Here is a 25,067-nt window from a genome sequence, read left to right as displayed (position 1 = left end):
CAGTATAAACGCCCATGCACCTTCCGCCGGATTTCCCGCCATGACCGTCCGCGTCGGCACCTCATCCTGGACCGACCCCACCCTGCTGGCCTGCGGCCGCTTCTATCCCGCCTCGGCCCGCACGGCCGAGGACCGGCTGCGCTTCTACGCCTCGCGCTTCCCGCTGGTCGAGGTGGACAGCAGCTACTACCGGCTGCCGGCCGCACGCACGGCGCACCTGTGGACCCAGCGCACGCCGCCGGACTTCGTCTTCCACCTGAAGGCCTTCCGCCTCTTCACCGGGCATCTGACCCCGGCCGCGGCGCTGCCGGCCGATATCGCCGGGGAGCTTCCCCCCGAGGCCCGCATCGTCGACCATGCCACCCTGCCGGGTGAACTGCGCGACGAACTCTGGAGCCGTTTCCTGCAAGGCCTGGAGCCGCTGCGCCAGAGCGGCCAGTTGGCCGCGGTCCATTTCCAGTACGCCCCCCGGGTGCGCAACAACGCCGCCGGCCGCGCCCTCGTGCGCGCCTGCGCGCGCCGCATGGAGGATCAGGTCCACGCGGTGGAATTCCGCCATCGCGGCTGGCTGGACCCGGCGGGCCGGGCCGGCACGCTGGCCCTGCTGCGCGACCTCGGCGCGGCCCATACCGTGGTCGACAGCCCGGACAAACACGTGAACAGCGTGCCCGCCGTCTGGACGGCGACGCGCCCCGACCTGGCGGTGGTACGCCTGCACGGACGCAATGAGGAAGCCTGGAACCGCCGGGGCATCGCCGCCTCGTCGGGCCGCTTCGTCTACGAATACACCCCCGGGGAGCTGGAACGGATCGCCGAACTGGTACGCCGGCTCACGCAGGCCGCGGCCAACGTCCACGTCTTGTTCAACACCAACTTCGAGGACCAGGGCATGCGCAACGCGCAAGCCTTCGACGGCACGATGCGGCAGCCGCGCCGTGCCCGCGGCTCCGGCACGGCACGCTGAAGCCGGACCGGAGCCGTGCGCGGGTTCACTAGCGCACGGCCTCGCGCACGCGGCGCACCTCGGGCAGGCTGACGGCGCTGGCCTGGTTGCCCCAGTTCTGGCGGATGAACGACACCACGGCCGCCACATCCTGGTCCCCCAGCGACTGGCCGAACGGCGGCATGCCGTGCGGTTGGGGGTTGCCCGCCGTCGCCGGCGCGAAACCGCCCGACAGGACCATGTGCACCGCGTTGTCCGACGAAGCGGCGACGACCGAGATATTGCCCGCCAGCGGCGGCCAAGCTGGCGGCCGCCCTTGTCCATCGGCACCGTGGCACTGGGCGCAATGCTGCTCGTAGAGCTTGCCTCCCGCGGCCATCAGCGCGGGCGAGGCGGCGGCGGATACCGAGGCGGGATCGGTGCCGACCGCCGGCAGCGACTTCAGATAGACCGCCATCGCCTCCAGGTCCGCATCGTTCGCATACTGGAAGCCCTGATGAACCGCCTCGGCCATCGGCCCTGCCGCATGCGAGCGGGGAGCGATGCCGGTCTTGAGCAGATCGATGACATCCTGCCGGGTCCACTCCCCCAGACCGGTCACACGATCGCCCGTCAAAGGCGGCGCATACCACGACTGCCCGCCGATCAGCGAGCCGGCCAGCCCCGCATCCGGCGCCATCGCACCCAGGCGGTTGCGCGGCGTATGGCACTCCGCGCAGTGGGCCAGGCCTTGGACCAGATAACGTCCGCGCAGCCAGGCCTCGGACGGCTCCGCCGGAGCGGGTTCGTCCGACATCGGCCGGAAATAGAAGGCCCGCCACACCGCCACCAGCCAGCGCTGGTCGTAGGGGAACTCGAGCTCATGCGGCCGGTTCGCCCGCGCCACCGGCGGCAGCGAACGCAGATAGGCGAATAGCGCGTCCGCATCCGCCCGCGAGACATGGCGATAACTCGGATACGGAAAGGCCGGATACAACAGGCTGCCGTCCGGCGCCTTGCCCTGATGCAGCGCGCGCCAGAAATCGTCGGCGCTCCATTTGCCCAGGCCGTTCGCCGGATCAGGCGTCAGGTTCGGGCCATAGAACGTGCCGAACGGCGTGGCCAGCGCCCGGCCGCCGGCAAAGGCCTCGCCGCCCGGCGCCGTATGGCATCCCACGCAATTGCCCAGGCGCGCCAGATAGCGCCCGCGCTCCACCTGCTGCCCGCCCTCTTCCGCGGCAGCGGCCTGGGCGGGCGCGTCGTACTCCCGATGCCCCATCCAGAACACCGTCCCCACCGCCGCGACAGCCACCGCCAGCACACCCAACAGGAATCCACGCTTGTTCATCGCCGGCTCCCCACGTGCACCTGGCTGCCGCATTCCATCGGCATCGGCCCGGGCAGGCTGGCGGCCGGAACCACCTCGCGCACCGGCTGCGATGACAGCCACCCCGCCACCGCGCTGACGTCCTCGGGCGTCAGGCGGCGCGCGATATCCGCCATGCAATCGGGCGCGATCGCCTTGCGCAGGCCGTTGGTCCACGCGCCGAACTGCGAACTCAGGTAATCATGCGGCAGCCCCAGCAACGCCGGCACCGCCGGCAACACACCGGACAGCGCCTGCCCATGACAGGACACGCAAGCAGGCACCCCGCGCGCGCGGTCTCCCTCCATCACGAGCTGCCGGCCGTGCTCCAGCGTGGCGGCGGGCAGGCGGGAAGGCCTGGGGTCGGGATAAGGAGGATGCTGGTCGGAGAACCACACGGCGATCTGTTGCAGGTAATCGTCCGACATGTTCTCGAGCAGATGCTGCATCGGCCGGTACTGGCGCTGGCCGGCGCGGAAATAGACGAGCTGGTTGTACAGGTAGTCGGCCGGCTTGCCGGCGATGCGGGGGTAATAGCCATCGGGCCCGGCGCGGCCTTGCGCGCCGTGACAGGCCGTACAGGCCGCCATGCGTCCCGCCATGGTGCCCGGTTCGAGCTTCTCGGGCTGCTGAGCCGCCAACGGCGCCGACAAGGCCACCGCGGCAAGTCCCCCCAGGATTTTGTATTTGTAGTTGACGAATGGCATGGGTCAGTGAGGCAACGGCGTAAAGCCGCGCCTCGGGGCAGCGTTTCGACACAGGCAGTGTACCCGGGGTTGGTGGGCGAAGTGCGGGGGATGGCACGCGACCGATCGTCGCATGGGTAAGTAGGTCGCGGTATCGGCAAGGCGCAGATACCGCATGGCGTGATCAGCCGAACCGTGGACGGAGCGACCCCTCTTCGCGCGCGGCGCGAACAGGTGGAGTTCACTCAAACCGAGTTGCAGAGCGCCCGGGCATCCCCCAATCCAGGGCAGCTCGGCGTCCAACCGGCAAGACTGCGACGCCGCTTGTAGCCTACTTTGCCTGCTCCTGGCCGCGATAACTGTTGACGGCCGTCAAGGCCTGCGTCCGCGCCAGATTTTCGGTTTCGACCAGATCCTGCCATCCCATCCGGCAGTGCGGATCAAGAATGTCGTTGTTCCCGAAATAGTCATGCACCGCGGCATGAGCCTCGTCCCAAACGCGCATCGCATCCTGAACGTCATTGAGTGTCAGCATGTCGACCTCCTCGAAAGTGGCAATGGGCAGCAACTGTCGTTCCTGGCGGCCATTTTCAAGAACGTGCGCTGAAATCGGAAAAAAGCCGATGCCGATGCGGCAATAACGACCATCGAGGCCGACGCGGGTAGTGCGCTGACGAGCGACCGGCCCCAGGCGCATAGAATGGGAGCCGCCCCCACCCGCCTGGCAAAGGAGTCAGCTATGGAAAACCCATTCGGCAGCACGGAAGAACTGAAGCGGTACCTGGTACTCATGTCCGCGTCGAAAGACAACGCGGCCATGGTTCAAAAGGCATTGCGCAATTTGCAAGAGAAGGTCTACAGCAAGGCCGCGCCGCTGTGGATTGATTCCAAAGGCATCGGCGTATTCGTTGCCACCGACATGCCCGCGGTCGATATCTACGCCGCGATGTTCGACACCTCGATCAAGGGCGAGTTTTCCGATACCAGGGACGCGCTCGTTGTGGAGCTGGGAAGCGATTGGTTTGGCGGCCTGGAAGCGAAGTACGGCCATTGGCTGACGACCCATGCGGGCCTTCCGCTTCCTTCCGCGCGCGTGCGGGATCGGCGTCGGTGATCCACCAGGATCGAACAGGCAAACCGGGTCAGCGGAACTCGGGATCAGGTAATCCCTGCTGCGCGCGGTGAACGGATGAAGGGGGAGAAAACGTCGCGCAAAAGACTGCGCAAAAGGAAAGGGTGTTAGTGACCACTATCACTAACACCCTTATACAACTGGCGCGCCCGGCAGGATTCGAACCCACGACCCCTTGGTTCGTAGCCAAGTACTCTATCCAACTGAGCTACGGGCGCTGCAAAGAAATAAGATTATAGCGACACTTTTTTCGGCTTGCAAATCGGGGCCTGAAAACCCGGCAAACCCCGCATCAAACCCGCCCGGATACCTTGCCGCGCCTCCCCTGCCTGCTCCGCACTGATCGGCCCCCCGGTCACGGCTCGCGCAGCGAGTCCGGCTCCTTCAACACCTCGACCAGCGCTTGCCGAAACGCGGCGATGGGCCGCGCCAGCCGGCCCGCCGGCTCACGGTGCAACAGCCAGGCGCGCACGCGGGGACGGAAATCAGGCGACGCGATGACCTCGACCTCGTCGCGCCACGCGCCGCCCGCGAACGCGGCGGGCGTCACGATGCCGATGCCGAAGCCGCGCGCCACCAGCGACATCCTCAGGTCCACGCTCAGGGCTTCGACCGCTACCTGGAAAGGCAGCCGCTCGGCCTCGAACCGATGGCGGATGTAAGCCCGGAAGCCGCAACCGTTCTCGTTCATGACCCAGGAAAAACGGGACAACTGTTCCAGATCCGGACGGCGCGGCACCTTCAGCGAACGCGCGGCGACCAGCAGCACCCGCTGGGCGCCCAGGTCGTCGCACACCAGGGACTCGGGCGGCGGCACGCCATCGGCCAGGCATACCGCGACGGCATCCAGCTCGCTGCGCGCGACCTGCTCCACTAGGCGCGGCGACCAGCCCGAGGTCACGCGCAGGGTCAGCGCAGGGAAATCGGTGCGCAGCCGATCGAAGGGTTGCATCAGCGCGGCTTCGGACAGGTAGGGCATGATGCCCAGCCGGAATTCGCCCCGCACTTCCCCGTGGGGCGACACCCCGGCCTTCAGGTCTTCCAGCGAGCGCAGCACCCGGCGGCCGTGCTCGTAGGCCTCGCGGCCCGCCGCCGTCGGCTTCAGCGGCTTGGACTGCCTGTCCAGCAGGGTCGCGCCCAGGCGCTCTTCCAGGTTCTGCACGCGACGCGTGACACCCGGCTGCGTCAGGTGCAGGCGGGCCGACGCGCCGACGATGGAACCGGTCTCCACCACCGCCACGAAGGCTTCCAGGTCATGGATGTTCATGACATCCGCGCATAATGATGATGCGAAGGATTGAATTGCTTGATCATGCGATAGAAAAATAAAGTTTCCGTTCGATATGCAATTAATTTATCAAACGGAGCTTCGCATGACCACCTGCGGCAAATCCGGGGCCCTGGCCCCGCCCGCGTCTCCATCGACCCGGCCCCCGGTGCTGCTGTTCGGCACCGCCACCGGCGTCCTCGTCACCAATCTCTTCGCGCCGCAGACGCTGGTGGGCGTCATGGGCGCCTCGCTGGGCCTCGCACCGATGTCGTCGGGCCTGATGGCGATGATCACGCTGCTGGGCTATGCGGCCGGGCTGTTCCTGCTCGTCCCCCTGGCGGACGTGGCGCCCCACCGCCGCCTGGTGCGCGCGATGCTGGCGGTTGCCGCGGCGGCCGCGGCAACCGCCGCGTGCAGCCCCTCCGCCGCGCTGCTGCTGGCGGCCTTGTTCGTCCTGGGCGCGGCCAGTTCCGTCATCCAGGTGCTGGTGCCCATCGCCGCCGCCATGGTGGGCCCCGATATCAGGGGGCGGGTGATCGGCGACATCATGGGCGGCCTGATGGTGGGCATTCTGCTGTCCCGGCCGTTGGCCAGCCTGCTGGCCGACACGCTGGGCTGGCGCGCGTTCTATGCCGCCAGCGCCGTGGCGTCGCTGGCGCTCGGCCTGACGCTGGTGCGCGGCATTCCCGACCGGCTGCCGCCGCCCGGTCCGCGCTACCTCGATCTGATCGTGTCGCTGGGATCGCTGCTGCGCCGCGAACCGGTCCTGCGCCGGCGCGCGGCCAGCGCCGCCCTCAGCATGGCGGCCTTCAGCCTGTTCTGGACCGCCGTCGCGCTGCGCCTCGCACAGCCGCCCTACTCCGTGGGACAGCGCGGCATCGCCGTGTTCGCGCTGGTGGGCGCGGCCGCCGCCTTCATCACGCCCTGGGTGGGCCGGGCCGGCGACCGGGGCTGGACGCGGCCGGTGACGGCGATCTCCCATCTCGGCATGGTCGGCGCCTTTGCCTTGGCGGCCTGGGCCGGAAGCGCCTGGCACGGTGGCCATGCGGCCTGGATCGCCATGGGCCTGGCGGCCATCGTCCTGGATGCCGGCGTCACCGGCGACCAGACCCTGGGACGGCGCGCCGTCAATCTGCTGGACCCCGCGGCCCGCAGCCGCGTCAACGCGCTGTTCGTCGGTCTGTTCTTTCTTGGCGGCGCGGCCGGATCCGCCTTGGCCGGCGTGGCATGGAGCCTGGGCCAGTGGCAGGCGATATGCGCGACCGGCGCGGCGCTGGGACTGGCGGCCTTGCTGGTTCCTGGCACCCCGAAATGACAACCGGGGCCCTGGGGCCCCGGTTCCGGCACTGCGCGGCGGTCCAGACTCAGCGGCCGCGCCGGACGTCCTGGCTCGTCACGCCGGAGGAGCCATCCAGCTTGGTCTGCTGTTCCTCCAGCACGCGGATCTGGCGCTGAAGGGTATTGAGCTGCTCGCGCGCGGCCTGCCGCTCGTTGGCCAGCGCGGCGGCCTCCTGGCGGGCCTGCTCCTGGCGGGCCGCCACCTGCTGCTCCTGCTGGCGCTGCATGCTCAGGTCGTTCTGCAGCGCGTTCAGGCGCGTTTCGTTGGCGCTGATCTGTTTTTCGGTCACGGCACGCTCGGCGTCGAGCTTGATGCGGCGGATGTCCACATCGGCCAATTGCACCGTCTGCTCGACGAAAGCCTTGTAGGTCTGCTCGGCCTGCGACTCCGACGTGGTCTTGACCACGCGCCAGAAATTCTTCTGCTGGAACATCGCCACGTAATACGTCAGGTCGTCCGCCTTGAACAGCAGGCTCGCCCCGTAGTTGCCGTTATAGGTGGTGCGCAGTTCGTTCAACGTGCGGTTCTGTATGAGTTGCTGCAGTTCCGCCATCGTGCTGTTGTTGGAAGCCGACTGGCCGCCATCGACAGGCCGGGCCTGCGCGGCCTGGGCCGGGGTCTGGGCCTGGGCGGCCGACGGCCGTGCGGTCGTGTTCTGGACCACCTGGGCAGAGGCCCCCACGGACGCCGCGGAAAACAACAGTACGATCCCCACTTGTCGGAACATTCTGCATGTCCTCATTTTCATTCCAGCTTCCTTGGTCATATCGAGTTCGTCGGACAGGCCGTAACAAAGCGTGTCCGATTTTAATGAAAGTACGGCGTCGTGGGCTCTTTATTGAGCTCTTTTTTGCCGGAATCAGTCCAATTCGCCCGCCACTTCCGCGTCCTGGCCGACGATCTGGTACTTGCGCATCTTCTCCCACAGCACCTTGCGGCTGATTCCCAGGAAACTGGCGGTATCCTGGCGCCGCCAGCCGTGGGCGTCCAGCGCGCCGACGATCCGGTTGCGCTCGGCCAATTCCTGCGGGCTGCGCTCGTTGGCCGGTATCACGCCTTCGGCCAGCGAGGCAAAAATGCGGCCGATCCGCTCCCTGTCCCAGGCCCGGAACTGCCTGACCATCACCCCCACCCGCTCGGCCACGTTGCGCAGTTCCCGCACGTTTCCCGGAAAGCGCGTACGCGTGACCAGGGCCGCCAGCCAATCCGGCACCTCGTCCTCCTGCTCGGGCAGGATCTGCCCCAGCAAAGCCTTGAAGATGGCGATCTTGTCCACGGCCCCGCGCTCTTCCAGGTTCGGAACCTGTAGTTCGATCACCGCCAGGCGGTAATACAGGTCGGCCCGGAACAGTTCCTGGCGCACCAGTTCACGCAGGTCGCGGTTGGTCGCGGCCACCAGGCGGAAATCGACCGGGAGTTCGACCGTGGAGCCCAGCCGGGTCACGCTGCTCTGTTCCAGGACACGCAACAATTTGACTTGCTGGTAGAGCGGCAGGTCGCCGATCTCGTCCAGGAAAAGCGTACCCTCGTGCGCCTGCTCGAAATATCCCTTGTGTGCGAAGGTCGCACCCGTGAATGCACCCTTGGCGTGGCCGAAGAAATGGGACTCGAACAGTCCATCGGGAATCGCGCCGCAGTTCACCGCCACGAAGGGGCCTTTCCCGTAGCTGCGATGGCCCTCGTGCAGCAGCCTGGCCACCCGCTCCTTGCCCACCCCCGTCTCGCCCCGGATCAGCACCGTCGAATCGCAGTCGGCGAAAGCCTCCACCTCCGACAGAAAGACCCGCATGCAGGCGGAGGTGGCGATGAGCGGCTCGGCCGCCTTGGCGCGCGAGCCCTGCTCCCGCACCACTCCCGCCACCTTGAACACCAGCGTGCGCAGTTCGGCGGCGGTGAAATCGGCCGTCAGGACGTTGGAATACTCGGGCGGATAGGTGCGCGGGTCGCAGTTGCGGGCCTCGGCCGCCACCCAGACCACCGGCATGCCATGCCCGGCCTGCCAGTCGCTGATGCTGAAACTCGGCCGGTCGATCACCGTTACCGAAATGATCGCCACCGACATGCGCACGCTCGTGACATCGCGTGACACGGCGATGTTGTCCGCGCGGATCACGTCCATGTCGAAATTGGCCAGCGCCCGTGCGACGCGGTCGGCGATATCCGATTTGCCTTCCCAGACGTAAACGTCGAGATCATCTTGTGAAGGTCGTGTCTTCATGGCGCTACGCCTGTTGCCCTCCATCGTTGCCGCCCGCGCTCAATAGACGAGGCGGACGTTGTCGCATTCCAATGACATGAGATGCACGTCGGTCTGTCCGATCTTGATGCCCACCAAGCCATCCAGCAGATCGGCCAGCAGTTTGCCCACCTCGTTCAGAAGGGGTTTGAGCAGGCCGACCAGCGGACTCAGGATGGCCTGCAGCAGGTTCTGCGACTGCCCGCCGCCCCCGCCTCCCAGCAAACTTCCCAACAGGTCGCCCACGGCGTTGAGCAGGCCGCCCAGCAGGCCGTTGGTCGCGGTCGTCTGCAGGGACTTGATCAGCTCGGTCCGCATGCAGGCCTGGTTGCAGGACCCCAGCAGCGGCGTGACGGTCTGGCGCCAGAGCGTCGGCATGGGGCAGGTTCCCAGGCCCAGCAGGCCGCATGGCCGGGGCCAGGTGATGCCGTCGCCGAGCAGTTTCTGTTCGATCAGGCTTGGGTTGTAGCCATATTGGTTCAGGTACTTGTCCGCCACCTGCGTGGCCGTATCGGCCGGGAAGGCTTCGAGCTTGGCGCCCTCGCCCGCGGAGGACTGGGCCAGCAGCAGGGCCAGCAGTTGATTGATCAGGTCCTGCACGGTGTCGCCCAGGCGCAGGTCGTTCCTGCCCACCGTCTTGGTCTCGTCCACCTTCAGGGTGGTGTAGACCGGGTCCTGTGCCAGGATGTCGGGCTTGACCTGCCCGTGCAGCAGATTGATGCCCAGCAACTTGACGAAGGTCTCGTCCTGCAGGCCGGTCGCGCAGACGTCATGCGTGGACCACAGCGTGGACTCGTTGATCTTGCCCATGCACAGCTTGGCGATGGACGAATCGACCTTGATGGTGGCCGTGGCCGGCGCCGTGCAGCTCATGCCCGTGAGCGTGCCCTGTGAACTGACCACGTCCAGCACGATGGGCAGCTTGATCTGCGTGCCGAGCAGGCCCAGCAGCCCCCCGACCAGTCCGCCGTCGGTCGCGATGTCGACGAAGGTGCGGATCTGGGCGGTATAGGCCTTGGTCCCCAGACCGCCTATGCCGACCGACGGCGGCTCGATGATGCTGGCGCGCACGTTGGTCTTGAGCCCGACGGCGGAACTGACTGCCGCCGGCAGCCCGAGGTTGACGGTCACCGCATGATTGGACACGCCGACGCCGACCGCGGCGGTCAACAGGCCCAGCGCGTCCAGGTCCACGTTCAGCGCCGATCCGGCGCTGGGGGCCTGGATCATCGCGAACAATCCATTCGCGACGCTGTTGGATCCCAGTTGGACCAACAGTTTATCGACGCCCAGCTTGGCGGTCAGCGAGTTCAGCAGCGAGGCGTTCAGGCCCAGGAGGCTGTTCTGGTTCGCCAGGCTGACGATGGCGTTCAGCAACTGCCCGAGTTCGACCTTGCGGGCGGCCAGCAGGCTGTTCAACTCGCCCACGCTCAGGTCCGCGCCCACCGGGATGCCCAGTTGCTTGAGCAACCCACTGGGCGTGATCTTCACGCCAGCCAGCCCCGCATAGGTCCCGATGCTGAGATCCTCGCAAAGGTTCGCCCCCACGACCCGGAGCAGCACGCACAGCGGCGCGGTCTGCGAGTTCGTGGTCGCCAGCTTCGAGCCGACCCAGAAGGAGGCGACCGGCGCTTCCTGGACGGCGATGGCTTCGGCATAAAGCGCGCGGTTGCCCAGGAACGGCAGCACCATGGGGACCTGCTGGGAGATCGCGACCTTGATCGCATTGAAGCCGACCGAGGACTTGGGCGTACCGAAATACTTCTTGCCACCGTCGCCGCTGTAGGCCTCGGAAGGAGCCTCCATGGTCTGCACGGTGTTCTTGGACGAGTCCGGATTCGGATCCCACCGGCCGCACACCGGTGCGGGCGACGATGCCATCGACAGCGCGAAGCGTTGCAGGTTCAGGTTGGCGTTGCCGCGCGCGGCCGCCGCCGCGGCGACGCAGCTGTCGCGCTCCAGTTGCTGGGCCCCCGCCAGCGCGGCCAGGTCGGCGGTCTTCTGGAGCTCCCGCTTCATGTAGAAGAGATAGCCCAGGTCCGCCGAAGCCAGCAGGGTGACCGATACCAGCATCGCCGCCGCGGCCGCGATCAGCACCGATCCCCGCTGACGCGCCAGAGGCGCCCGGGAAACGGAAACGAACGAGGAGATACGGCGATGCGGTGTCATGAAAACCTGCCTATTGCTTCGGCTGCGAGGTCGTCTCGTAGTACTGGGGAATGGCATGCGAATAGCTTTCGATGTAGCGCTTCCAGCTGGGGGACGCGGTCGCGCCCAGCATGGGCAGCGCCTGGCCAGCCTGGCGCCCTTCGGCCTGCATGCGCAGCACTTCGCTCGTCACATCGCCGTTGGGCCGGCTCTTGCCCTGCGGCGCAACGGATGCCGTATCCACGACGGGGGTCGCCCGAGGCGCAGCCGCGGTGGCGGCGGGCGCCACGACGGCCGGCGCGGGCTGGGCGGGCGCGGCCGCTTGCGGCGTGACCACGGTGGTCACGCGTTGCTCAGGCGCTTGCACCACCTGGGGGCGCGCCACGGGCGCCACAGGCGCCGCCTGGGCCGCGGCAGCCGGCGCCTGGCTCGGCCCGGGCACCTGCCGTACGACCGACGAAGCGGGCCGCGCGGCGGCCGGGGCCGCCGATGTCGATGCGGCCCTTTGCTGGGCGGCGCGCAACTGTGCCTCGCGTTGAGCCTGTGCGGCTTGCTGCTGTGCGGCTTGCTGCTGTGCGGCTTGCTGCTGCGCGGCTTGCTGCTGCGCGGCCGCCGCGCGGCGGGCCTGCTCGTCCGCCTGGGCCTGGCGCGCGGCCTGTTCCATGCGCGCCCGTTGCTCGGGCGTCTCTTGCAGCATGGAGCCTGTCACCGGGGTATTGTTCTGGGCCTGCGCCATCGGCGCCGCCAGCAGCGCGGCCCATACCAGATAGCGGCTGGCGCGCCGGGAAGCGAACTGTCCGTGCGGGCAATGGCTGGTAGATTTCATGATCGCCTTGATTCCACTTGTATTCGTCATCGTTGAAGAAGATCCGGTCGTATCGGCGGGCCGGCGTCAGGGAATGGCCGAGTTGAACCGGTCCATCATGGACTGCATGGGGGCACGTACCGGCTGCAGGATCGGGGCGGCGACCGGCCGCACCACGGGTTCGCGCGCGGTGTCCGCGGCCACCGCATCCTGCGTGGCGGTCCGGACCAGGGAAGCCCTCGGCGGTGCCGGGGCCCGCTCCGCCGCCGGCACCCGGGACATTTCAGGCGCGACCGACGAGACCGGGAACGGGCTGGCCACCGGCGGCGGAACCTGAGCCGTGGCCGGCGCGGGATCGGCCTTGACCACCGCGACCGGGCGGGACGACCGGTGCGCCCGCTGGACGATATCGTCGGCCAGCTTGCGCACCGATGCGCGCGCATCGGGCGAGAGGCCCGCCTTGTCCATGACGGTTCCCGCGCGCCCTGCATCGCCCGACACCAGCAGCAGCAGGGCCAGATTGGCCAGGATCCTGGAATTCTCCGGCGCCAGTTCGGCGGCCTGTGCCATGGGCAGACGGGCGGCGGCGGTCTCCCCATTGCGCAGCAAGGCATAGCCCAGGTCGCTGACGATCAGCGCGTTGGTGGGATCGAGGCGTGCCGCCTCGCGCAGCGACACCACCGCGGCGGCGAAATCGCCTCGCGCTCCCGCCAACAGCCCCAATCCCTGCGATGCGGCCGCGCCGACGTCCGTCTTCTGCAAGCGGCGATAGACCACCGCGCTTTCCTCGGACTGCCCGGCCTCGCGCAGCGCATGGGCCCGCAGCAGCTCGACGTCCGGCGCGACGCCGTGGCGCTGCTCGAACGCATCGATGTGGGCCAGCGACGCGAAGTACAACCCCTTGGCCTGCATCTCCTTGATCAGCGACAGATACATGCCACGGCTGTCCACCGTGGGTTCGTCGTTCGCGACCTGTTGGCGCATCATGGCTTCATCGTTGAACTTGGGCGCCGACACGCCGTAGCCCGAGGGCGCGGTGGAACTGCACCCCGCCGCCAGCAGCGCAACCCCGAGCAACCCGGCCACGCGCGCCGGGCAATGAATCGACCCGGTCATATCAGCCTCCCATTCTCGCCAGACCGCGGAAAACGGCCAGGAAACCCGCCCCACCCGTAACGATGATGAGGGCGGGCAGCAGCGTCAGCACCATCACGCCGGTCATCTTGACCGTCAGCTTGCCGACGCGCTCCTTCAACTCCATCCGCCGCTGCTCGCGCACACGCTCGGAAAACTGCTTGAGGGGCTCCTGGACCGCGCCGCCGTGCCGATCCACCTGGACGATCAGCCGCGCCACGGCCGCCAGATCCTCGTTGCCGAAGCCGGTGGCCAACCGCTGCAACGACTGCTCGCGGGACAGGCCCCGGGCATGCTGGTTGACGGCGATCTCCAGTTCGACTGCCAGTACCGGCAACACCATGCGGAACTCGGTGACGATCACATGCAGGCTCTGGTCGATCGACAAGCCCACGCCTTGCAGCAAGCGCAGCAAATCGATCAACAACGGCAGTTCTTCCTTGGCCCTGCGGCCACGCGAAGCGGCCACCCGGCGAAGCGCCCACTTTGGCACCATGTAGCCGAGCGCGAACCCCAGGAACAGGGAAAGCATCGTGCCGAATGCACCGCCGCCGCCGAGCGTCCAAGCCAGGACAGGCACGACGATGGCCAGCACGACACGCGCGAAGATGAACAGCGAGCGCGCCCGTCCCTGGTCGCCGAAGCCGCAGCGATCGATCAACTGCCGGTCCTCGGCCTCGAGCAGATAGTTGCCCAGCCGCCCCCGTTCCCATTTCTCGCCCAATTGCGCCGCGCCATCGAACATGGCGCTCACCCGGCCTCGCCGGACAGGCGACGCCACATTGGCAAGGGCGTCCTCCAGCACGGGATTGGTCCGCGCGGTGATGGCGCTGTCCACGACCAGGCGGCTTCGACTCTGCCGCGAGCCGCGGATCAAGACCGCCACGCCCACCAGCAACGCGGCGGCGGCGAACAGAACCAGGGAAGCAACGGTCAATAATTGTGTAGACATAGCTTCAAACCGATTTGGCCATGCGGTACAGCCAGAAAGAGCCGACCAGTTGCAGAGCGAAAGCGCCCATCAGCATCTTCTGGCCAACCGGGTCGGTCCACATGCCCACGAACATGGCGTTGTTGAAGATGACGATGAACCCGGCGACGAAAATCGGCAGCAGCCCCAGGATCCAGGCCGACAACCGGACTTCGGCGGAGAGCGCGTGCAACTCCTCTCGCGCTTGCTGCAAGTCGCGCATGAAAGACGCCATGCGTTCCAGCACCACATCGCTGCGGCCACCGAAACGCAGTGCCACGCCGATCACGGCGGCGACCAGTTCCAGTTCATAGGAACGATAGAGCCTGGCGGCATGCACCAGTGAAGCATCCAGCTCCATGCCCGCCCGGTTCAATTGATTGGCCCGCTCGAGCACCTCGAACAAGGGCGCATCGACCGAGGAAACCGCGGTCTGGAAAGCCGATCCCAGGCTGTTGCCGATGGTGATGAGCCGCACCAGGGCATCGATGAAACCCGGCAACTGCCGCACCATTTTCTGCCGGCGCTTGTCCGCCCGCCACCAGAGCTGGAACAGGACCGCCAGCACCACCAGGACGAGCATCACCATCGCAGCCAGACCACCGCTGAACAGCAGGGCCAATACAGGCATGGCCACCAGCGCCGCGAGCCAGGGGCCGTAGAAAGCGGGGCCGGGCTCGACGCCGGCACGAAGCAGCATGTTCTGGAATCGCCCGCGCACGCCCCGAGGGCGCACGGGCGGGTAGAGCTGCTGGGCCGCGGCCACCACCGCGCGGGTGGGGTCGAAGGACCGGCTGAGCTGTTCCTCGACGAAGGCGCTGGTCGCCTGCCGGCGTCCCCGCTCGCTCGCGCTCTGCCACAGCCACAGTCCCGCCGCCACCAGCAGCAGCGCGATGCACAAGACCGAAAGAAGCAGGGCCGACATCATCGCCCCCTGGACCAGAAACCGCCCCCGCCGCCCTGGGGCGGCTCCGGGGCCATCGTCACGCGCAGTTGGTCACGGTACTTGGCCAGCTTGGGCGTGTGCGGATGGATGCCAAGCGACACCCAGCGGTCTTTCTCTTCGCCATCGGGGCCGACGAAACTCTCGTGGCGATAGAGTTCCTGCGTCGAGATCACGTTGTCACCCATGCCGGTGACTTCCGAGATCGACACGATGCGCCGGCGGCCGTTGGACAGGCGGGCGATCTGCACGATGAAGTCCAGCGCGCTGGCGATCTGTCGGCGCAGGCTGTCCTCGCTGCCCTGGAAGCCAGCGAACCCCGCCAGCATCTCCATCCGGTACAGGCATTCGCGCGGGGAGTTCGCGTGTATGGTCGCCATCGACCCTTCGTGGCCGGTATTCATGGCCTGCAGCATGTCCATGACCTCGGGCCCCCGGACTTCGCCGACGACCACGCGGTCCGGCCGCATCCGGAGGCTGTTGCGTATCAGATCGCGGATGCTGATGTGGCCCGCGCCATCGAAGCCGCCCTGGCGGGATTCCAGCCTGACCACATGGGGGTGGTTCAGCGACAGTTCAGCCGTATCCTCGACCGTGACCACGCGCTCGGTCTCGGGAACGAAGAACGCCAGCGCATTGAGCAGCGAGGTCTTGCCGGAACTCGTCCCGCCCGAGACCAGGATGTTGCAGCGTTCCCGCACCGCCAGGCTCAGCAGGCGGTGGATTTCCTCGTTGAAGGTGCCCAGCGCCAGCAGGTCGGCCGGCTTGAGCGGATCCTGGCGGAATTTCCGGATGGACACCATGGGCCCGTCCACCGCCAGCGGCTCGATGACCACGTTCAGGCGGCCGCCATCCGGCAAGCGCGCGTCCACCATGGGGCTGGACTCATCCAGCCGCCGGCCCAGCGGCGCGAGGATGCGGCGCACGATACGCAGCAGGTGCTGGTTGTCGCTGAAGCGCAGGACTTCCCTTTGCAACACCCCGCGTCGCGACACGAACACATTGTCGTGGCCGTTGATCAGGATATCCTCGACGGCCGCATCGGCCAGCAGGTCTTCCAGCGGCCCCAGTCCGGCGAGTTCCTTCGTCAGCGAGGCCGCGACCTGCCGGAGTTCGGCTTCGTTGATGGGAACCCGCCGCAGGCGCACGAAACTGTCGACCTCCAGGTCGACGAACTGCTGGATCGCGGTCCGGGACCAGCGCCCGAACTCCGCGCCCAGTTCTTCGATACGCGACAGCAGGTGTTCGTGCGCCGCGGCCTTGACGTCCTGGAAGCGCTGGGTGTTGGCAAACGCCGGACTATCGTCGGCAAACTCGATCGATGCCGTCATGATCACACTCTCCGCTGCATGTTTGCGCGCTTCAAATCCGTGTCTTTCTTCATCGCGTCACCAGATGCCTGTGCAGATTGGGCAGCCACCGCGACAGCCATTTCGCTCCCGGCGGCATGGCCTGGTCGTACGCCCCGAGCGAGTCCACCAACGCCTGCGCCGCCCGGACATAAGGGTCCCGATCCGCCACCTCGTGCAGCAACCGGCCCTGGTTGGTGCTGTTCATCAGTGCCAACGCGCGATCGGGCAGCGTGCCCAACAACTGCACATCGAAGCGCTGGGCGATCTGATCGGCGGTCATGCCATAGCGCTCGTCATAGCGATTCACCACCAGCCGCATCCGGGCCCGATCCACGTCGCGCCCGTCCAGGTCTCGCAAGACGTCCGCCAGCGATACCAAGGCCCCCACCGACTGGTCGGTCACGATCCATGTCTGGTCGGCGGCCCGCACCATGCTGGCGACGAAATCCGCATTGGAAAATCCGCCCACGTCGGCCACCAGCAGGCCAAAATGCTGCCGCAACCGGTCCAGAAGGCCCAGCGAATCCGCATGCGATACCGTGCGCATCTCGGCCAGGTCGCGCGGCAGCGAGATCACCGCCACCCCGCTGGCGCTGCGCGTGAGCGCGGTATTGACCAGGGTCTCGTCGAAACGACGCAGATTACGTACCGCCTCGGCGAAATGGAAATTGCCGGACACGTTCAAGTAAAGCTGGCCGTCGGCCGCGGGCAAGCCCAGATCCAACAGCGCCGCGGGACCGCGCAGGCTGCCGGACGGCTGGCCTTCCGCGATGTGCCCGCCTTCGCCCTGCAATTGCGCCATGGTGGTCAGGTGCGCGGCCAGCGTGGTCGTACCCAGCCCCGCCCGCACACCCAGCAACACCACCATCTGGCCGCGCCCCGGCACACCGCTTGCCGCATGGGACTGCAACACGCGCCGGACGACATCCCGCACCTCGTTTTCGTCCGCCGGATCGATGAAATCACGCACGCCGGCCCGCAGGGCGGCCACGGCCCCCTGCGGCCGCGTCATGCTGCCCACGGCGACCACCGGCAACGCGGGCGCGACGCGTGCCAGCGTCTTCGCCAGGTCGCTGGCATGCAGCAGCTTGCCGGGCTCGTGGTCGTCGGCGCCGAAATCCAGCAACACCATCTGCGGCCCAAGCTCGGCCAGGCGCGCCGACAGCCGGTCCGGCACCACATCCTCCTGCACAACCACGCCATCATGCCTCAGCACCGCGGCCAACCGCTGCGCCGATGAACTATCGCCGGTGAAGAACAGGAAACGACGAGTATCCAACAGGCTCGCCAACTCCTTGCTCGGGGCGTTCATATACGACTCCTACAAATACTTGGCACCAACCGGCTACTTGGAAAAGCCCGGCAGTTCATCATTGCTCGCAATGCCCAGCAGGAAATGCCCCCAGGCGTTGGTCGCGGAGTCACGCTTCTCGTTCGCCCCGGGCATGGGCGGTTTGACGCCCTTGGCCAAGGGCTTGACCAGATGCGGCGTCACGACGATCAGCAGTTCCTTTTCCTTTTGGGAATATTTCATGTTCCGGAAGAAGGAGCCGATGATGGGCAGATCGCCCAGGAACGGCAGCTTGTCCAGATTCGAGGTGGTCGAGCGCGACACCAGTCCGCCGATGACGAAGCTTTCGCCGTCGCCGAGTTCGACCGTGGTATCGGCCCGGCGGGTGATGATGGCCGGAATCTGGATATTGTTGAGGGTGATGCCGTTGGTCCAGTCCAGGTCGCTGGCCTCGGGAGCGACCTTGAGCGCGATCCTGTCCTTGGCCAGCACCGTGGGCGTCAGCGTCAGTCCGATGCCGAACGGCTTGTACATGACCGTGGTGGTACCCAGGCCACCGGCCTGCGGCACCGGCAGCTCGCCCCCCGCCAGGAACTTGGCGCTCTGGCCGGACAACGCGACCAGCGTAGGCTCGGCCAGCACCCGCGCCAGGCCGTTGGTTTCCAGAAGGCGCAGATTGGTATTGAGCAGGAAGTTGCCGCGATTCAGCCCCATGGTCAGGTCGAACGCCTTGCCGGTCGGCGCCAGATCGCTGGCCAGGCCGAAGCTGAAACTGCCGCGCCGGTCGGAGGCGGAAAAATTGAAGCCGGCCTCTTTCAGCACCTGCTTGCTGAACTCCACGACTTTCACTTCCACCTGGACCACGCCACCGGTTTCGATGGTGGAGGCGTCGAATACGTTTTCCGCCCCCACCGCGTCGCTGGCCGCCGAGACGGCGCGGTGATGCGAGAGCAACGATGGCGACTGCCCGCTCAGCACGGCTGCCTCCCCATAGACCTGGGCCTTCGCGCCGTCCCCCTCGCCCAGCAAGGTGGCCAGGTCGCCCGTCACGCGGACCAGGTAGGCCTGGGGTGCCGCGGCGCCCCGCGGCCAGACGGATACCATGGTGGTGCCCGGCTTCTTGCCCACCACCAGCACCCCGCCCTTGCGGTTGCCGCTGCCCTTCTGGATCACGACGTCGGCCACATCGGGATCGACTACCGACACACGCTCCAGGTTGCCCGGAATGCTGAGCTGGTATTGATCGCGCACCGCCACCGATATCTGGCGCGGACCGCCTTCGTCGGCCGCGCCGGCCGGCACGGCGAAGGACAGCGTCAATGCCATGGCCAGGGGTGCCAGACGCCGCACGAAAGCCTGATTGCTGATTTTCATTGAGGTTCTACCCGTTAAAACCCGACGACTTCACGCTTGGTGCCGCGCACCACTTCCACCGTATTGCCCTCGGCCTTGGGCGCGGCGGCGGGCTGCCGCGGACGGGCCTGCACCACCGGCGCGGGCCGCTTGGCCGCGCCGCCCGACAATCCGGTCAACTCCAGGCCGGCATAGGCCTGGTTGTCGGCCTGTTCGAGCGCTTCGCGCTGCTCCTTGGTCAATCCGTTCTTGCCCGCCAGCACCGGCGGCGGTTCCGGGAACAGGCTGGCATCGGGCGCGGTCGCGTCCGTGGGATTGCGCAGCACCAATTGCAGCTTGCCGTTCTGCGTGGCCAGCAACAGGCGGTTGACGTCGGCGGTCGGCACGGCCAGCACCGCGGTACGGGCCGGCGGGGGCGGATTATTGCTCCGCACCACCGTCGCCCCATCGTCCGACGGCGCATCGCCGGCGGCCGACGCACTGCCGTATGTCAGCACGCGCAGACGCGACAGCAGCAACCTCGCCTGCGTCCTGGTCACGTCCTGGCCTTGCCTGAGCGTGAAGAACACGTCCACGAAATCCCCCGGCGAAACGCGGTTGCCCGTGCCGACGACCTCGTCGACCGGCACCGCCACGGCCCGCTCGCCATCGTTCAGCAGCAGCGTGAGCCCCTTAACCAGAATGCTTTCGGTGACCGGCGTGCCGGGACCGATATCGAACTTGGGGATCTTGCCCGCGAGATCGCTGGTTGCCCGATAGGCACCGGCCGGATCGATGGGCAGCTCCACGACCTTGAGCGCGCCCGTATCGATGGGCACCCCGCCGGGAAGCAGTTTGTCCGCCACGACCACCGGGATCCGGTTCTCGGACAATGGCGCAGGTGCGGCCGCCGGCTTGGCGACCGGAGCGGGCTTGGTCGCCAGCACGAAGGCATAGCCCCCCAGCAGCACCGCCAGCAACACCAGCATGGCCGCGACGATCTTGGTTACGTTGTTCATCAGCTTGTCGCCTCGATACTCGAAAAAATCTTCACGCGCCGGGTCCTGTCACGAGCCCGACGTATTCCGTCCCAATTGCACAGTCGCCACGGCCGACAGGTCCCGCGGGATCCAGGCCGTGTTTTCGCCGAACAAGGACTGCAGCCAATTGCCCAGCGGCAACAGTTCCGGTATCAGCGGATACTTCCGGTAATCGATATAGGTCACGACCAGCGAGGCGCAGCGCAGGCCCGCGGCATAGGTACACGCCTGGGACGCCCTGAGCTCGCAGGCCACGGGCGCCTGCCCCATCGACGCGCGGCGCCGGGTCAGCCAGTCGACCGACTGCGCCACCGCGCCGCATGCCTCGGCCTGCAGCGATGCGCCCTCCTTCAATCCCGCCAGCGTCGACTGCAAGGCCACGCGCGCGCCTTCCTCCGCCGCTCGCGACAGCGATTGCTGGGCGACGAAGATGCAGCCGTAGCTGATGATCCCGAACAGGATGACGAGAAACAGCACGCAGACCAGCGAGAACTCGAGCGCCGCGACACCGCGCTGCGCTCGGCCCATGCGGACGGCCTCGAACAGGGCAGCGCTCATGCTCCCCCCCCGGACGAACCCAGTTGCAGCGCGCCCGGATCCAGCGCCACCCTGGCCGTGGCGCTCAACACATCGGGAATGACGAGAAACGTGCCGGGCAACGACGGCACGAGCGGATTCGCGCTGTAGGCGTAGCTCACGTTCAGCGTCGCAAAGCACATCTCTTCCTGCCGATAGCCGCAGGCCACCGACGAGCCGGCGGACGCCGCGCCCAGCGTCGTCGTGCATGACGACGCCGTATCCATGGTGCCGTCCGCCTTGACGCACGGCCCCTTGATCGAAGCGGTGCAGGTCGGCGTGATGGTTCCGCCTCCGACCTCTCCCAACCAGGCCGCGCGCAGTTTCGCCACTTCGCAGCCATGTGCGAGACGCCCCTGCATCTGTGCCATGAAGCCGGAACCCGCCGCGGAAGGAAGGTAGTACCTCAGGCTCGCACGAGCTCCTTCCTCGACCGCCAGCGTCAGCGATTGCTGGGTCGTGAAGATCAGGCCGAAGCTCAACACGCCATAGAAAACCAGGAAAAAAATGGGGAAGATCAGGGCGAACTCGGTCGCATAGGCGCCTTGCTGCGAAGTGGCGCCATGCCATCGATCCTTCGCCACGGTGCGTATGTCAGCGCTTTTCACCATTTCCTCGAATTCCGCCATCTATGTCGAATACAAGGCCCAGATCGCCCCCAGGGCGAGATAGGCCGCATAGGGAATCCCGACACGGCCCGCCCGGACCCCGGCCACCCAGGACGCCATCCTCTGCACCACGCCGGGACTGTTGATCCTTTCCTGCACGCCCGCCAATTGCAGCGCCGCCCAGGTGCCCAACGGATGGTTCCGGTGAACCATCGAAACCACGGCATGGAGACCGGCCATTCCACTGCCCAACAGCCAGGCAACGAGCAAAGGCGTCGGCTCCAGCCAGAAACCCAATACCGCGAAAAACTTCACATCCCCCGCCCCCATCGCCCTGAATACGTAGAGCGGCACGAGGAAGAGCAACGCCAGCAGCACCCCCATGCCGGCACTCGTCCACTGGCTGGTAAATCCTTCCTGCGCCGTTCCGCCCAGGACCAGCCAACCCAGTTTGAGCAACAATCCCGCCAGAATCAGCCAATTGAAAACACGGCGAAAGAGCAGGTCGCTGCCTATGACCAAGGTACAGAAAACGAGAAACGCGAGAGCCTGGCTGCTATTAACCATATATTTTCCGCTCCCCCGGGCCATATAGACCCGGGGTGAGCTTTCAACCCGCCACCATCAAGGGGTCGTAGGCGTGGTCGGCAGCTTGTCGACCACTTTCTGAAACATATCCCTGAGCCCGGTACCGAGCAGGGTAAGCACGCCAATGATCACCACGGCGATCAGGCCCGCGATCAAGCCATACTCGATAGCGGTGGCGCCATCGTCTTCCTTCAGGAATTTCATCACTTGATTCATTCTAATCTCCATCTCTGAAAAAAAAGGAAACATTTACCTCGGCATTATCAGCCGATTTACCCACGACTGCATTCCTATATTTTCGATGACACCTCCTCAAAGAAAATGCCAGAAAAACGAATATCTCTACAGGCGGTTATTTGCGATTTTCCGGCCGCTGGCGTGAATAAATGACGTGGTCGACCCGGCTGGCGGCGTTGGCCCGCACTTCCTCGGAACTGCGGTGCAGTTCGATGCGCATGACGACCAGAGTCACGATGGAAATCAGGAATACGGCGTAGGGCAGCACGCTGCCGTCCAGCTGCCAGCCGGTGAAAGTCCGGGGGGTCGAACAGATGATGATGCCGGCGGCGACGCCCGTGTAATGCATGCCGCAGACGGCCAACGCCATGACCAGGGCGGCACAGACGCGCTGCAGTTCGTTGGTCAGGTTGAACGCCAGCCAGATGGCCGCGGTGGCGGCGGCCATGGCGATCGCGACGGAAAGCAGCACCAGGCCGATATTCCAGTCGAAGAAGGCATCCATGCGCATGGAGCTCATGCCGATGTAGTGCATGCCGGCCACGCCGAATCCCGCCAGCACGCCCGCCGTCAGGCAGCGGTCCAGGGAAAATCGGGCGCTGCCCACGTACCAGAGCGCGGCGCCGGCGAATAACACCGCCACCAGCAGACTGAGCAGATTGAGCCAGAGCCCGTACGCCACCCCCAACGGAATGATCTGGGCGAGCATGCCGATGAAATGCATGCTCCATATACCCACGCCGCCGAGCGCGACACCGGCAACGATGGCGTATCCCACGTGCACGCCGCCATCCAGCGTTCGAATACGACTGGCAGCCAGTAACGCCACATACGCGCCCAATGCCGAAATCACAAAGGACAGCGCGACCAAGCTGGCGTCAAACCTCAGAGGGAGAATATCTCCAGGCTGCATTGCAGGCTCTCATCATGTAACGCTCGGTTACGCACACCGTACAGGCATCGCTCCGAGCTTGTCAATATCTGCTTTCTCAAGAGTTTCTATTAATCCGATGACGGCAAGAGCCAGGAAATCGCTTTGATGGCCTAGCATCCTGGTTAATCGCCGGATAATCTCAAACTTGCGAATATTTTTTTCAGCCGAAAACCGATCGATTAAAAGAGTTTTAGTATCTTCCGGTAACGTCCTACAAACGTCCCACTGCGAAAAATCCTCTCAAAACCCTTCCCTACCCCTGGCCGACGCACCCTAGGACAGTATTCGTATGGCACACTGCGCGCGATGACGCTCGTTTACGTTTATTTGGCCCATATTCCCCAATGACCTCGTTTTCATCGGGAAAACCCGAATTCCGCGCTCTTCGTCTGGCCCTGCTCGTCGCAGGAGCCACCTCTGCATTAGCGGCGCAGGCGGCCGATAGTCCACTGCGGGGAAACCCTGCGGAGTCGTTGCCGCCGGTATCCGTGCCGGCGCCGCCGCCGGCCCCGTCGGTGTCCATACCGGTACCCGCGCAGAATGAAGCGATCCAGGCTTTGCTGGCGCATCGCCTGGTGCCGAAACAGTTCGACGTCTCGGGCGTTACCGCGCTCGATTTCCAGAAAGTGGTCGAGTTGCTGGAACCGCTGGCGGGCAAGGAGATCACCGTCGCCGAGCTGATCCAGCGCACCGATGCCATTACCCAGCTCTATCGCGACGCCGGCTACGCGCTGTCGTTCGCGTTGATCCAGTCACAGGATTTCCGCGACGGATTGGTCAAGGTGACGGTGGTCGAGGGTTATGTGGGCAGCACCCGCATCGAAGGCGATGCCGGCAATGCCGCCGCCAAGATCCGCGACTATGCCGCGCGCATCGAGGCCGAGCGGCCCCTGACCCGGGCCACGCTGGAGCGCTACCTGAACCTGATGACCACGGTGGCCGGCGCCACGATCAAGCCCGAACTCTCGCTGCCCAAACGCGCCGACGGCTCCACGGAACTGGTCGTGAACATGGAGCACAAGGCCTTCCGCCTGGATGCCGGCATCGGCAACCTCGGCACCGGCGTCCATGCCATGCTGACCGCGACGGCCAACAGCCTGACGCCGCTGGCCGAACAGATCCAGGTCACGACGGCGGTGCCGCGCGGCAGCGATCATCTGGAGTACTACGCCGCCAATGTGTCCGTGCCCGTAGGCAACGACGGCATGACCGTGCGCGCGGAAGCCTACAGCTATGCCGCCAATCCCGAGAACGACAGCCTGAACGCTCAGAACATCGACCGCCGGGTCCGCAACCAGCGGGCCGGGCTCAGTGTGAGCTATCCCTTCCTGCTGGCCAACCGGGAATCGCTGATGGGCACGGCGGGCTTCTATGCCTCGCGCAATAACGACACCTACAGCAGCCGGATCACAGGCAACCAGGTCACGCTCAGCAACCACCTGCGGGTACTGCGCGGCGAGCTGGCCTATGTCCAGGCCACCGACAAGCAATCGCGGCGCATCACCGCGGCGATCTACAAGGGCGTGGACGGACTGGGCGCGGAACAGAGCGCGAACAGCAGCTACGACCTCGGCTTCACTCGCTATACGCTGGCGGCCAGCCAGAACGTGGCGCTGCCCTACCAGTTCGGCCTGTCGCTGGCGGCGCTGGGCCAGTACAGCTCTGACTCCTTGCCCACCTCCGAACAGGCCACGTTCGGCGGACAGCGCTTCGGTCGCGGCTATCCCGCCGGCGAACTGGGCGGAGACAAGGGCTACGGCGCCTCGATCGAGGTGAACCGGCGCTTCACGGTTGGCCTGCCCTATCTGCAAAGCGTGACGCCCTACGTGCTGGCCGATTACGCGCACGTCAGCCTGAACAACAAGAACTTCACACTGGCGACGGACACGCTCACGTCGCTGGCCCTGGGCCTGCGCGTCACCGACCAGCGCCACTACGCATTCGACGTGAACCTGGCCAAGCCCGTCGGCGACAAGCCGGTCAACAGCAGCAGCCGGCCGCTGCGCCTGAACGCCAACTACTCGCTGCGGTTCGACTGATCCGCACGCGGTCTTCGTTACGTAACAGGGGGTTCCCTGCTACGTAACGAAACCCCTCTTCCCCCGTCTTTTCGCCCTGCATCCCAGGGTATTTCAGCGCATCGTCTCAGCCGCACGAA

Annotated in this window: 24 protein-coding genes and 1 tRNA gene; 4 read left to right on the top strand and 21 right to left on the bottom strand. The window is 66.2% G+C overall.

All coding sequences use genetic code 11. The features are described 5' to 3' along the window. Positions 1-40 precede the first annotated feature (40 nt). Complete coding sequence (locus AC1Q6E_RS16480) at positions 41-964, top strand: DUF72 domain-containing protein (RefSeq protein ID WP_152800251.1); 924 nt, start codon at positions 41-43, stop codon at positions 962-964. 28 nt (positions 965-992) lie between these two features. Here AC1Q6E_RS16480 and AC1Q6E_RS16475 read toward each other — a convergent pair whose 3' ends face one another. From AC1Q6E_RS16475 to AC1Q6E_RS16465, 3 genes are all read right to left on the bottom strand, one after another. Beyond that, a complete protein-coding gene (locus AC1Q6E_RS16475) occupies positions 993-2,270 on the bottom strand; it encodes a c-type cytochrome (protein WP_492573111.1) in 1,278 nt (425 codons plus the stop codon). Beyond that, positions 2,267-2,995, bottom strand: coding sequence for a cytochrome c family protein (locus tag AC1Q6E_RS16470; protein ID WP_152800253.1), 729 nt, complete (start codon positions 2,993-2,995; stop codon positions 2,267-2,269). The genes AC1Q6E_RS16475 and AC1Q6E_RS16470 overlap by 4 nt, the downstream gene beginning before the upstream one ends. A gap of 310 nt (positions 2,996-3,305) precedes the next feature. Continuing rightward, a complete protein-coding gene (locus tag AC1Q6E_RS16465; RefSeq protein ID WP_152800254.1) occupies positions 3,306-3,671 on the bottom strand; it encodes a hypothetical protein in 366 nt (121 codons plus the stop codon). 42 nt (positions 3,672-3,713) lie between these two features. Between AC1Q6E_RS16465 and AC1Q6E_RS16460 the strand changes: the two genes are divergently transcribed. Beyond that, on the top strand, positions 3,714-4,088 hold the full coding sequence (locus AC1Q6E_RS16460) for a hypothetical protein (RefSeq protein WP_152800255.1): 375 nt from the start codon (positions 3,714-3,716) through the stop codon (positions 4,086-4,088). 159 nt (positions 4,089-4,247) lie between these two features. Here AC1Q6E_RS16460 and AC1Q6E_RS16455 read toward each other — a convergent pair. Then, positions 4,248-4,324, bottom strand: a tRNA-Arg gene (locus AC1Q6E_RS16455). Between the two features lie 137 nt (positions 4,325-4,461). Beyond that, positions 4,462-5,373: a LysR family transcriptional regulator gene (locus AC1Q6E_RS16450; RefSeq protein ID WP_152800256.1), complete on the bottom strand. Its 912-nt coding sequence runs from the start codon at positions 5,371-5,373 to the stop codon at positions 4,462-4,464. A gap of 106 nt (positions 5,374-5,479) precedes the next feature. On the opposite strand from AC1Q6E_RS16450, the gene AC1Q6E_RS16445 reads away from it, so the two are divergent. Further along, entirely contained in the window at positions 5,480-6,691 is a 1,212-nt protein-coding gene (locus AC1Q6E_RS16445) for an MFS transporter (protein WP_492573110.1), read from the top strand. 49 nt (positions 6,692-6,740) lie between these two features. Here the strand turns inward: AC1Q6E_RS16445 and AC1Q6E_RS16440 are convergent, their stop codons facing one another. From AC1Q6E_RS16440 to AC1Q6E_RS16365, 16 genes are all read right to left on the bottom strand, one after another. Continuing rightward, positions 6,741-7,442, bottom strand: coding sequence for a DUF2968 domain-containing protein (locus AC1Q6E_RS16440; protein ID WP_152800258.1), 702 nt, complete (start codon positions 7,440-7,442; stop codon positions 6,741-6,743). Between the two features lie 132 nt (positions 7,443-7,574). Beyond that, positions 7,575-8,933 carry a sigma 54-interacting transcriptional regulator gene (locus AC1Q6E_RS16435; protein WP_152800259.1) on the bottom strand — a complete coding sequence of 453 codons (1,359 nt, stop codon included), beginning with the start codon at positions 8,931-8,933 and terminating at the stop codon, positions 7,575-7,577. Positions 8,934-8,972: 39 nt separating this feature from the next. Beyond that, positions 8,973-11,120: a TadG family pilus assembly protein gene (locus tag AC1Q6E_RS16430; protein ID WP_296555030.1), complete on the bottom strand. Its 2,148-nt coding sequence runs from the start codon at positions 11,118-11,120 to the stop codon at positions 8,973-8,975. A 10-nt stretch (positions 11,121-11,130) separates the two neighbouring features. After that, positions 11,131-11,925, bottom strand: coding sequence for a DUF3613 domain-containing protein (locus tag AC1Q6E_RS16425; RefSeq protein WP_492573109.1), 795 nt, complete (start codon positions 11,923-11,925; stop codon positions 11,131-11,133). A gap of 66 nt (positions 11,926-11,991) precedes the next feature. Further along, positions 11,992-13,020 (bottom strand): tetratricopeptide repeat protein, encoded by a 1,029-nt coding sequence (locus AC1Q6E_RS16420; RefSeq protein ID WP_296555028.1) that lies wholly within the window; start codon positions 13,018-13,020, stop codon positions 11,992-11,994. 1 nt (position 13,021) lies between these two features. Further along, on the bottom strand, positions 13,022-13,990 hold the full coding sequence (locus AC1Q6E_RS16415; RefSeq protein ID WP_152800263.1) for a type II secretion system F family protein: 969 nt from the start codon (positions 13,988-13,990) through the stop codon (positions 13,022-13,024). A 4-nt stretch (positions 13,991-13,994) separates the two neighbouring features. Beyond that, the gene (locus AC1Q6E_RS16410) at positions 13,995-14,933 is read right to left on the bottom strand and encodes a type II secretion system F family protein (protein ID WP_152800264.1); all 939 of its coding nucleotides are present in this window, start codon (positions 14,931-14,933) and stop codon (positions 13,995-13,997) included. After that, positions 14,933-16,288 carry a TadA family conjugal transfer-associated ATPase gene (locus AC1Q6E_RS16405; RefSeq protein WP_492573108.1) on the bottom strand — a complete coding sequence of 452 codons (1,356 nt, stop codon included), beginning with the start codon at positions 16,286-16,288 and terminating at the stop codon, positions 14,933-14,935. The genes AC1Q6E_RS16410 and AC1Q6E_RS16405 overlap by 1 nt, the downstream gene beginning before the upstream one ends. A gap of 43 nt (positions 16,289-16,331) precedes the next feature. Further along, positions 16,332-17,615, bottom strand: a complete 1,284-nt coding sequence (locus AC1Q6E_RS16400; RefSeq protein ID WP_152800266.1) for a pilus assembly protein CpaE — start codon at positions 17,613-17,615, stop codon at positions 16,332-16,334. Positions 17,616-17,648: 33 nt separating this feature from the next. Beyond that, positions 17,649-18,968 carry a type II and III secretion system protein family protein gene (locus tag AC1Q6E_RS16395; RefSeq protein ID WP_152800267.1) on the bottom strand — a complete coding sequence of 440 codons (1,320 nt, stop codon included), beginning with the start codon at positions 18,966-18,968 and terminating at the stop codon, positions 17,649-17,651. 14 nt (positions 18,969-18,982) lie between these two features. Next, positions 18,983-19,945, bottom strand: a complete 963-nt coding sequence (cpaB, locus tag AC1Q6E_RS16390) for a Flp pilus assembly protein CpaB (RefSeq protein WP_296555025.1) — start codon at positions 19,943-19,945, stop codon at positions 18,983-18,985. 48 nt (positions 19,946-19,993) lie between these two features. Further along, positions 19,994-20,524 (bottom strand): TadE/TadG family type IV pilus assembly protein, encoded by a 531-nt coding sequence (locus tag AC1Q6E_RS16385; protein WP_296555024.1) that lies wholly within the window; start codon positions 20,522-20,524, stop codon positions 19,994-19,996. Next, the gene (locus tag AC1Q6E_RS16380; protein ID WP_152800270.1) at positions 20,521-21,153 is read right to left on the bottom strand and encodes a TadE family protein; all 633 of its coding nucleotides are present in this window, start codon (positions 21,151-21,153) and stop codon (positions 20,521-20,523) included. Before AC1Q6E_RS16380 ends, AC1Q6E_RS16385 begins: the two co-directional genes overlap by 4 nt. A gap of 18 nt (positions 21,154-21,171) precedes the next feature. Continuing rightward, entirely contained in the window at positions 21,172-21,717 is a 546-nt protein-coding gene (locus AC1Q6E_RS16375; protein WP_296555022.1) for an A24 family peptidase, read from the bottom strand. A gap of 57 nt (positions 21,718-21,774) precedes the next feature. Next, entirely contained in the window at positions 21,775-21,954 is a 180-nt protein-coding gene (locus AC1Q6E_RS16370; protein ID WP_152800272.1) for a Flp family type IVb pilin, read from the bottom strand. 136 nt (positions 21,955-22,090) lie between these two features. Further along, positions 22,091-22,888, bottom strand: coding sequence for an MHYT domain-containing protein (locus AC1Q6E_RS16365; protein ID WP_152800273.1), 798 nt, complete (start codon positions 22,886-22,888; stop codon positions 22,091-22,093). 536 nt (positions 22,889-23,424) lie between these two features. Between AC1Q6E_RS16365 and AC1Q6E_RS16360 the strand changes: the two genes are divergently transcribed. After that, the gene (locus tag AC1Q6E_RS16360; RefSeq protein ID WP_492573107.1) at positions 23,425-24,948 is read left to right on the top strand and encodes a ShlB/FhaC/HecB family hemolysin secretion/activation protein; all 1,524 of its coding nucleotides are present in this window, start codon (positions 23,425-23,427) and stop codon (positions 24,946-24,948) included. Positions 24,949-25,067: the final 119 nt, after the last annotated feature.

The organism is Pigmentiphaga sp. MLSB6-MA01 (assembly GCF_058793475.1).
This window is presented reverse-complemented; position numbering and strand designations above follow the sequence as displayed.

Excerpts from the sequence above, each read along its gene's own strand:
- AC1Q6E_RS16480 (WP_152800251.1), top strand. The coding sequence starts at position 41 with ATGACCGTCCGCGTCGGCACCTCATCCTGGACCGACCCCACCCTGCTG.
- AC1Q6E_RS16395 (WP_152800267.1), bottom strand. The coding sequence starts at position 18,968 with ATGAAAATCAGCAATCAGGCTTTCGTGCGGCGTCTGGCACCCCTGGCC.
- AC1Q6E_RS16465 (WP_152800254.1), bottom strand. The coding sequence starts at position 3,671 with ATGCGCCTGGGGCCGGTCGCTCGTCAGCGCACTACCCGCGTCGGCCTC.
- AC1Q6E_RS16415 (WP_152800263.1), bottom strand. The coding sequence starts at position 13,990 with ATGTCTACACAATTATTGACCGTTGCTTCCCTGGTTCTGTTCGCCGCC.
- AC1Q6E_RS16440 (WP_152800258.1), bottom strand. The coding sequence starts at position 7,442 with ATGTTCCGACAAGTGGGGATCGTACTGTTGTTTTCCGCGGCGTCCGTG.
- AC1Q6E_RS16475 (WP_492573111.1), bottom strand. The coding sequence starts at position 2,270 with ATGAACAAGCGTGGATTCCTGTTGGGTGTGCTGGCGGTGGCTGTCGCG.
- AC1Q6E_RS16435 (WP_152800259.1), bottom strand. The coding sequence starts at position 8,933 with ATGAAGACACGACCTTCACAAGATGATCTCGACGTTTACGTCTGGGAA.
- AC1Q6E_RS16460 (WP_152800255.1), top strand. The coding sequence starts at position 3,714 with ATGGAAAACCCATTCGGCAGCACGGAAGAACTGAAGCGGTACCTGGTA.
- AC1Q6E_RS16380 (WP_152800270.1), bottom strand. The coding sequence starts at position 21,153 with ATGGTGAAAAGCGCTGACATACGCACCGTGGCGAAGGATCGATGGCAT.
- AC1Q6E_RS16400 (WP_152800266.1), bottom strand. The coding sequence starts at position 17,615 with ATGAACGCCCCGAGCAAGGAGTTGGCGAGCCTGTTGGATACTCGTCGT.
- AC1Q6E_RS16410 (WP_152800264.1), bottom strand. The coding sequence starts at position 14,933 with ATGTCGGCCCTGCTTCTTTCGGTCTTGTGCATCGCGCTGCTGCTGGTG.
- AC1Q6E_RS16450 (WP_152800256.1), bottom strand. The coding sequence starts at position 5,373 with ATGAACATCCATGACCTGGAAGCCTTCGTGGCGGTGGTGGAGACCGGT.
- AC1Q6E_RS16365 (WP_152800273.1), bottom strand. The coding sequence starts at position 22,888 with ATGCAGCCTGGAGATATTCTCCCTCTGAGGTTTGACGCCAGCTTGGTC.
- AC1Q6E_RS16385 (WP_296555024.1), bottom strand. The coding sequence starts at position 20,524 with ATGAGCGCTGCCCTGTTCGAGGCCGTCCGCATGGGCCGAGCGCAGCGC.
- AC1Q6E_RS16445 (WP_492573110.1), top strand. The coding sequence starts at position 5,480 with ATGACCACCTGCGGCAAATCCGGGGCCCTGGCCCCGCCCGCGTCTCCA.
- AC1Q6E_RS16370 (WP_152800272.1), bottom strand. The coding sequence starts at position 21,954 with ATGAATCAAGTGATGAAATTCCTGAAGGAAGACGATGGCGCCACCGCT.
- AC1Q6E_RS16375 (WP_296555022.1), bottom strand. The coding sequence starts at position 21,717 with ATGGTTAATAGCAGCCAGGCTCTCGCGTTTCTCGTTTTCTGTACCTTG.
- cpaB (WP_296555025.1), bottom strand. The coding sequence starts at position 19,945 with ATGAACAACGTAACCAAGATCGTCGCGGCCATGCTGGTGTTGCTGGCG.
- AC1Q6E_RS16425 (WP_492573109.1), bottom strand. The coding sequence starts at position 11,925 with ATGAAATCTACCAGCCATTGCCCGCACGGACAGTTCGCTTCCCGGCGC.
- AC1Q6E_RS16470 (WP_152800253.1), bottom strand. The coding sequence starts at position 2,995 with ATGCCATTCGTCAACTACAAATACAAAATCCTGGGGGGACTTGCCGCG.
- AC1Q6E_RS16430 (WP_296555030.1), bottom strand. The coding sequence starts at position 11,120 with ATGACACCGCATCGCCGTATCTCCTCGTTCGTTTCCGTTTCCCGGGCG.
- AC1Q6E_RS16420 (WP_296555028.1), bottom strand. The coding sequence starts at position 13,020 with ATGACCGGGTCGATTCATTGCCCGGCGCGCGTGGCCGGGTTGCTCGGG.